This is a genomic window from Aeromonas sp. MaB10011B, assembly GCF_017939325.1.
In the GTDB taxonomy this organism is placed as follows: domain Bacteria; phylum Pseudomonadota; class Gammaproteobacteria; order Enterobacterales; family Aeromonadaceae; genus Aeromonas; species Aeromonas caviae.
Genome location: NZ_JAGKRK010000012.1, coordinates 77,074 through 83,834, shown reverse-complemented (window position 1 = coordinate 83,834; position 6,761 = coordinate 77,074). Strand labels below are relative to the sequence as shown.

The window sequence follows — 6,761 nt, the reverse complement described above, 5'->3', positions numbered from 1 at the left end:
GGCGAATCGAGCTGGAAAATGGCGGCAAAGTGGCGGCAGCGCTCACCAGTGACACCCAATAACCCCCATCCATCCACAAGCAAACCCGCGAAAACACGGCAACCCATTGATTCACAGCGGCTTGCGATGGTTTCAAAATCCGCCGTAGCAATACGTGTCGGTTCGAGTCCGACCCCGGGCACCATCAGATTCCATGACAAAAGGCCATCCTCGCGGATGGCCTTTTGTTTTTCCGGGCGGTGCGAAGAGGTGTACCCTCAGACCCTCAGACCCTCAGACCCTCAGACCCTCAGACCCTCAGACCCTCAGACCCACAGGCTGTCAGGCCATCAGCCTCTCGGACTGCCATCCCCTCAGTCGATATTCTGTGCGATGCGCCACAGCACGCCTGAGGGATCGTACAGACAGAACTCCTTCATGCGCCACGGCTGGGTGACGAGCTCCGTGACCCTGACGCCGTAGCGGGCGGCGACCTGGCTCGCCTCCACTTGGGCCTGCCAGGCGGCCACGTCCTCCACCAGGAGGTGCATCATGAGCTGCTCGGCCAGCCCCGGGGGGTTGCCATCCTGCAGCAGGAAGCTTGCGTTGCCGAGATGAAAATAGGCCACGCCGTCGCCATCGGAGGTCAAGGTAAAGCCGAGATCCTGATAGAACTGCTTTGACTGCGTGAAATCCCGGGCAGGCACGAACGCCTTGATTTCGGTCACGTTGAGATTGGGCATGGGCTCCTCGCGGCGCTGGGAACAGGGGATGATGGCTTGCCAGTATGACCGGGCATTTCGGGGCAAGCCAGACGAATGGCGCGAGTTTGCACTCTTATCGTGCTTGTGCCCCTCGGGTGGGGGGATATTGGCCGTCAGCCTCATTTGATTTCACCATGGTATGGCCCATTTCATTTATTTCATAAATACCTTAGCGGGATAGATAAGCCTGCCAAGGTGACATCACCACGGGTTCGCCCCGTCATTGTGAGGTGGTTGGGTCATCCTGGTGCATTTTCCCGGCAATGCACAGCCAAAGTGCGATTTTCCCCCTGTAACCGGGCATCGTGCGCCAAGATGGTGCGTGTTGAATGTGATGAAAACATAACGCCATGAAATAAAAGGATTATTTTTCTTGGCCTGCTTTATGCTTTCCCCATGTCATGTCGCCATGATGTCTCCGTGAGCCACACAGGTACGGTGGGCAGGTGGCCAGGTTGGAAATGCATATCAGGAAATGGACCCGGATGCCGGGACGACAAGGAGAGGGCTGTATGTTCAAGAGACTCGTAATGACTGGCCTGCTGGCGCTGGCCGCCACCATGGCCGCCCCGGGCTGGGCCGAAGAGGTGGCCGCGCAGGCCGATGTGGTACAGGCGGCCGCGACCGTGACCATCAACAAGGGGGACAATACCTGGCTGATGGTGGCGGCGGCCCTGGTGATCCTGATGTCCGTGCCGGGCCTCGCCCTCTTCTACGGCGGCCTGGTGCGCGCCAAGAATATGCTGAGCGTGCTGATGCAGGTGTTCACCCTGTTCTGCCTCATCACCGTCCTCTGGGTGGTCTACGGCTACTCCCTGGCCTTCACCGAGGGCGGCGCCTTCTACGGCTCCTTCGACAAGGTGCTGTTGATGGGGGTGACGCCGGATTCCATCGCCGCCACCTTCAGCAAGAGGGTCGGGATCAGCGAGTTCATCTACGTGGTGTTCCAGGGTGCCTTTGCCGCCATCACCTGCGGGCTCATCGTCGGCGGCTTTGCCGAGCGGATGAAGTTCTCGGCGGTGCTGCTGTTCGCGGTGATCTGGTTCACCTTCGCCTATATCCCGATGGCGCACATGGTGTGGTACTGGGCGGGTCCGGATGCCTACACGGATGCGGCCGCCGCCGAAGCGGCCGGTGCCACCGCAGGCTATCTGTTCCAGCACGGCGCTCTGGACTTCGCCGGCGGCACAGTGGTGCACATCAACGCTGCGGTGGCCGGTCTGCTTGGGGCCTTCATGGTGGGCAAACGGGTTGGCTATGGCCGTGACCCCATGACCCCCCACAGCCTGACCATGACCATGATCGGTGCCGCCCTGCTGTGGTTCGGCTGGTTCGGCTTCAACGCTGGCTCTTCCCTCGAAGCCAACGGCACGGCGGCCCTGGCCTTCGCCAACACCTGGATCGCACCTGCCGCTGCCGCCCTCTCCTGGACCTTCGCCGAGTGGGCGATGAAGGGCCGTCCCTCCCTGCTTGGCGCTGTCTCCGGTGCGGTGGCGGGCCTGGTCGCCATCACCCCTGCCGCCGGTTTCGTCGGTGTGGGGGGCGCTCTCATCATTGGCCTGCTCAGCGGGGTGGCCGGTCTGTGGGGCGTGCACGGTCTCAAGCGTCTGCTGGGGGCCGATGACAGCCTGGACGTGTTCGGCCTGCACGGGGTGTGCGGGATCCTGGGTGCCGTGCTGACCGGGGTGTTCGCCAGCCCGGATCTGGGCGGCACCGGGGTGTGGGACTATGTGACCAACCAGGTGGCCGAGGGATACTCCATCCTGGCCCAGGTCAAGGTACAGGTCATCGGCGTGGGGGTGACCGTGGTCTGGACCGCCCTGGTCTCGGCCGTGGCCTACAAGCTGGTGGACCTGCTGATCGGTCTGCGGGTGAAGGAAGATGCCGAGCGCGAAGGGTTGGACGTGACCAGCCACGGCGAGAAAGCCTACAGCCATTGATCCTGCTGCCATGAATGTCATACCGCCGGCCCGTCCGGCGGTTTTTTTATTGGGGCGGGCTGGCCAGGCTGCCCGGACCGGGCTGCTGGTGGCCGGGGTCGCTATTTGTGTTTGCAGGGTCTTTTATGCCTGCATTTTGGGCGGATCTCCGCTAAACTCTGCCACCCTTTATTCGGGGTCGCCGGGTCTGCCCCGTCGTCACCCTCTCTTTCATGCCTTCGGAGCCGCTCATGCCGTTAGTGGGACACCAACATCAGATCGATATTCTGGAACTGACCGACAAGGGGGATGGCAAGGGTCGCCTGTTCGATCGCCCCCTGTTTGTCGAGGGTCTGCTGCCCGGTGAGCAGGCGCTGGTCGAGTTGACCGAGGTCAAACCGAACTACCTGCACGGCAAGCTGGTCGAGCTGACCCAGCCGTCCGCCGACAGGGTGCCGGATTTCTGCCCCAACACCGAATGCGGTGGCTGCCAGGTGCGCCCGCTGGCCTATCCGGCCCAGCTTGCCCTCAAGCAGAGCCTGGTGCAGAGCGCACTGGAACAGGTCGGGCTGGGTGAGGCCGTGGTCAACCCCATCCTCGGCATGGAGACGCCGTTTGCCTACCGCAACAAGGCCCAGTACGCGGTGCGTGGCAGCGAGGCGGGCGCCGAGATCGGCTTCTACCGCAAGCACTCCCATGACCTCATCACCGCCGATGATTGCGCGGTGCAGGATTCGCTGCACGTGGAGCTCAACGCCCGGGTACGCAACTGGATGCGCGAGCACGACATCGCGGCCTATGACGAGGTGGCCCACACCGGCTGCGTGCGCAACCTGATGACCCGCAAGGGCTTCAAGAGCGGCGAGCTGATGGTGGTGCTGGTGACCCTGGGCGAAGCGCTGCCGTTCGAAACCGAGCTGCTGGCGGCCCTGGCAGATCTGCCGGTCACCACCCTGGTGCAGAACATCAACGAGGCGCGTACCAACCGCATCCTGGGTGACAAGAACCGGGTGCTGCTGGGCAGCGGGGTGATCCGCGACAAGATCCACGAGCTCGAATTCGAGATCTCGCCCCTCTCCTTCTTCCAGAACAACCCGAGCCAGACCGACGTGCTCTACTCCAAGGCGCTGGAGTATTGCGAGCTGACCGGCAGCGAGACGGTGTTCGACATCTATTGCGGCATCGGCACCATCTCCCTGTTCCTGGCAGGCAAGGCCGCCAAGGTGGTGGGGATCGAGTCGGTGGAGAGCGCCATCAGCGACGCCCGTCGCAATGCGGCCCTCAACGGCATCGAGCAGACCGAGTTCCACGTGGGCAAGGCGGAGCAGCTGATGCCTGCCCTGCATGCCGACGGGGTGAGTGCCGACGTGGTGGTGATGGATCCGCCCCGCAAGGGCTGTGACAAGGCGGTATTGCAGACCCTGGTGGCCATGGCGCCGCGCCGGCTGGTCTATGTCTCCTGCAACCCCCAGACCCTGGCCCGGGATCTCGCCTGGCTGGTCAAGCAGGGCTTCGTGCTGGACGAGGTGCAGCCGGTGGACATGTTCCCGCACTCCATGCACGTGGAAGCCGTTGCTCGCCTGAGCCTGCCTGCCAAGGCCTGATCGTCGCTCGGGATCTTCCCCTCGCGCGATGCAGGTGGAAGTGGTCGCCTGCCTGAGCCTGCCAGCGAAAGCCTGATCGGGCCGAGGGCGTGGCGTTAGCCATATGGCTCTGATAAAAACGACTCCTGAGGGAGTCGTTTTTTTATGGTCGTGGTCGGCAGAGCCACCAGGCAGGGAGGTCGGCGTGATGATTCGTATGGCAGGGGTGGAGGATGCGGCGGCGCTGGACAGCTTCTTCGGGCAACTGGACAGGGAGACCCGCTTCATGCTGCATGAAGCGGGAGAGCGCCCCTCGGACATCGCGGGGCAGCGCAGGCGGCTCGAGGCCATGGCCGCGGCCCCCAATCAGGCCATGTGGTTGCTGGAGCTGGCGGGGGAGGTGCAAGGGTTTGCCGCGCTCCTTGGTGGCGGCCTGGCACGCAACCGCCACTGCGCCCTGGTGGTGATGGGGCTGCGTTCGAGGGCGCGCGGGCAGGGATGGGGTGAACGGTTGCTGCGTACCTTGATCGCGACCGCGAGGGATCTCGGTATCCACCGGCTGGAGCTGGGAGTGATGGCCCACAACGAGGTGGCCCACGCCTTGTATCGCAAGTGCGGGTTCGTGGAGGAAGGGGTGAGACGGCAGGCCTATCGGCTGGACGAGGGCTATGTGGACGAGATTGCCGTGGGGCTGTTGCTGCCGCTGGACAGGCCATGACGCCGCTGGCCCCGAGATGCTGGTCTGGGGCGCTGGATTGGGGCAGGCTTGTGGGGAAACCATCAAGACAAGGAGGCGCCCATGAAGGGGATATTGCTGCGTTGGCTGGCTCGCTACGATGCCTGGTGCCAGGAGTGGGGACTCACACCGGAGAACCGGCGCTGCTGCGCGACGGTACGCCATGATGAAGACGAGAAGCGCCCGGACAAGGGCGACGACCTCACTGGAACTGGCGGGTCACGGCGCCAGTGACGCTGTTGTAGTCGAACGATAGCCCGTCGGGGTATGCCGGGAAGCGGCCAACGGAGCTGCGCAGGGTATAGCGGCAGTTGTCGTGACGAAGGGCGCCGTCAGCCTGAGCGTCTGCCGGGATGAGCCGGGAGATGCAGTCACTGTCTGAATCCTGGTGCAACTCATCGGCCACCGTCAGGTCGGAATCGAGCAGGGCGCCAAACAGGCTCTCGCAGTCGTCCCGGCTGCTGACGGAGATTTGATCGCTGTCGCCACCGGGGAAGACGGTATCGGGCCCCTGACCTCCCTGGTCCTCCTTGGTGCCCACCGGCCAGCCATGGCTGTTGATGTCGAGATCCTGCATGCCCATGCCGCTAAAGTTGTAGAGTGCCAGGGGCTCCCCCTTAACCTTGACCGCCCAGCCGGCGTGGGCGAGCCGGGCGGCACTGGCAAAGCTGCCCGCCGTGGCCGAGACGCTGCTCTTGAGCCCGTCGTCCTAGATGTTGATGAAGCGGGGCAGGGCGGTGACGGCCAGGATCCCCAGCACGATGATGACTAGCACCAGTTCTATCAGGGTAAAGCCTTGGGAAACGTGTGTTGGCATGGAATGAACCCATTGAGTACGACAGACAGGTAAGCGCGACATGGAATTGATAGACACCCACTGCCACCTCGATTTTCCGGTCTTTGACGCCGATAGGGAGGCGCTGCTGACCCGGTGGCGCCAGCTGGGGGTGGGCGAGTATATCATCCCCGCCCTGGGAGAGGAAAACTGGGGGCGGGTGATGGCGCTGGCCGGGCGCCACGACGGCATCCGTTATGGCCTGGGGATCCATCCCTGGTATGTGGGCAAGCAGCCCCGGGATGCACTGATCCGGCTGGAGACCCTGCTGGCGAGTCGGCCCCGTGGGCTGGTGGCCGTGGGGGAGTGCGGGCTGGATCTGCGCTCCCATGTGCCGCAGGAGGGGCAGGTCGAGATGTTCGAGGCGCAGGTGCGGCTGGCCATGGCGCATGAGCTGCCCCTCATCGTCCACTCGGTGCGTGCCAACGACACGGTCGCCAAGATCCTGCGGCGCTTCACTCCGCCACAAGGGGGGGTCATTCACGCCTTCAGCGGCTCCCTGCGTCAGGCGGAGGTGTTCTGGCAACTGGGTTTCAGGCTGGGGATCGGGGGGGTCATCAGCTATGAGCGGGCCAACAAGACCCGGGAGGCGATACGCCAGATGCCGCTGGAGGCCTTGCTGCTGGAAACCGACGCTCCCGACATGCCGCTGCAAGGCCAGCAGGGGGAGGTGAACACGCCGGCCAGCCTGCCGACCATAGCCCGCTTGTTGGCACAATTGCGGCAGCAACCGCTGGAGGATGTTATTTCGGTGTTACATGACTCCACCCGGCGGCTGTTCCCCCCAGGAAATCATGAAATTAACATTTGATTATCAAATGATGACCGAGTGATAAAAAACAGGGCCCATAAAAATCGTTTGCGGTCTAATTAAACGATGTTCAGGCCGTTTGTGGCTTATAAAATGTGACCAGTATTCTATTTTGTCGCACCGTAATTAGTATA

The 6,761-nt window shown here is 63.1% G+C and carries 7 protein-coding genes and 1 pseudogene; 5 read left to right on the top strand and 3 right to left on the bottom strand.

Annotated elements, in window-relative coordinates; all coding sequences use genetic code 11:
• Both J9893_RS05605 and J9893_RS05600 read right to left on the bottom strand, forming a co-directional pair.
• Nucleotides 1-200 (bottom strand): hypothetical protein (locus tag J9893_RS05605; protein WP_210600267.1); only part of this gene is annotated, 200 nt, incomplete at its 3' end.
• A 153-nt stretch (nt 201-353) separates the two neighbouring features.
• Entirely contained in the window at nt 354-722 is a 369-nt protein-coding gene (locus J9893_RS05600) for a VOC family protein (protein WP_128313595.1), read from the bottom strand.
• 533 nt (nt 723-1,255) lie between these two features.
• Between J9893_RS05600 and amt the strand changes: the two genes are divergently transcribed.
• The 4 genes from amt to J9893_RS05580 all read left to right on the top strand — a co-directional run bounded on the left by amt (nt 1,256) and on the right by J9893_RS05580 (nt 5,215).
• A complete protein-coding gene (amt, locus tag J9893_RS05595; RefSeq protein WP_210600269.1) occupies nt 1,256-2,683 on the top strand; it encodes an ammonium transporter in 1,428 nt (475 codons plus the stop codon).
• Nucleotides 2,684-2,913: 230 nt separating this feature from the next.
• Nucleotides 2,914-4,266 (top strand): 23S rRNA (uracil(1939)-C(5))-methyltransferase RlmD, encoded by a 1,353-nt coding sequence (rlmD, locus tag J9893_RS05590; protein ID WP_210600271.1) that lies wholly within the window; start codon nt 2,914-2,916, stop codon nt 4,264-4,266.
• A 187-nt stretch (nt 4,267-4,453) separates the two neighbouring features.
• On the top strand, nt 4,454-4,963 hold the full coding sequence (locus J9893_RS05585; protein WP_201972631.1) for a GNAT family N-acetyltransferase: 510 nt from the start codon (nt 4,454-4,456) through the stop codon (nt 4,961-4,963).
• Between the two features lie 81 nt (nt 4,964-5,044).
• Nucleotides 5,045-5,215 (top strand): hypothetical protein, encoded by a 171-nt coding sequence (locus J9893_RS05580; RefSeq protein WP_210600274.1) that lies wholly within the window; start codon nt 5,045-5,047, stop codon nt 5,213-5,215.
• Here the strand turns inward: J9893_RS05580 and tppF are convergent.
• Nucleotides 5,184-5,798 (bottom strand): annotated as a pseudogene (gene tppF / locus J9893_RS05575) (type IVa pilus pseudopilin TppF). The gene J9893_RS05580 and the pseudogene tppF overlap by 32 nt on opposite strands.
• Before the next feature lie 40 nt (nt 5,799-5,838).
• Between tppF and J9893_RS05570 the strand changes: the two are divergent.
• Nucleotides 5,839-6,627 (top strand): TatD family hydrolase, encoded by a 789-nt coding sequence (locus J9893_RS05570; RefSeq protein WP_210600275.1) that lies wholly within the window; start codon nt 5,839-5,841, stop codon nt 6,625-6,627.
• Nucleotides 6,628-6,761: the final 134 nt, after the last annotated feature.

What these genes read in the sequence shown, in the direction of transcription:
- rlmD (WP_210600271.1), top strand. Translation starts at nt 2,914, where the DNA reads ATGCCGTTAGTGGGACACCAACATCAGATCGATATTCTGGAACTGACC.
- J9893_RS05585 (WP_201972631.1), top strand. Translation starts at nt 4,454, where the DNA reads ATGATTCGTATGGCAGGGGTGGAGGATGCGGCGGCGCTGGACAGCTTC.
- J9893_RS05600 (WP_128313595.1), bottom strand. Translation starts at nt 722, where the DNA reads ATGCCCAATCTCAACGTGACCGAAATCAAGGCGTTCGTGCCTGCCCGG.
- J9893_RS05570 (WP_210600275.1), top strand. Translation starts at nt 5,839, where the DNA reads ATGGAATTGATAGACACCCACTGCCACCTCGATTTTCCGGTCTTTGAC.
- amt (WP_210600269.1), top strand. Translation starts at nt 1,256, where the DNA reads ATGTTCAAGAGACTCGTAATGACTGGCCTGCTGGCGCTGGCCGCCACC.
- J9893_RS05580 (WP_210600274.1), top strand. Translation starts at nt 5,045, where the DNA reads ATGAAGGGGATATTGCTGCGTTGGCTGGCTCGCTACGATGCCTGGTGC.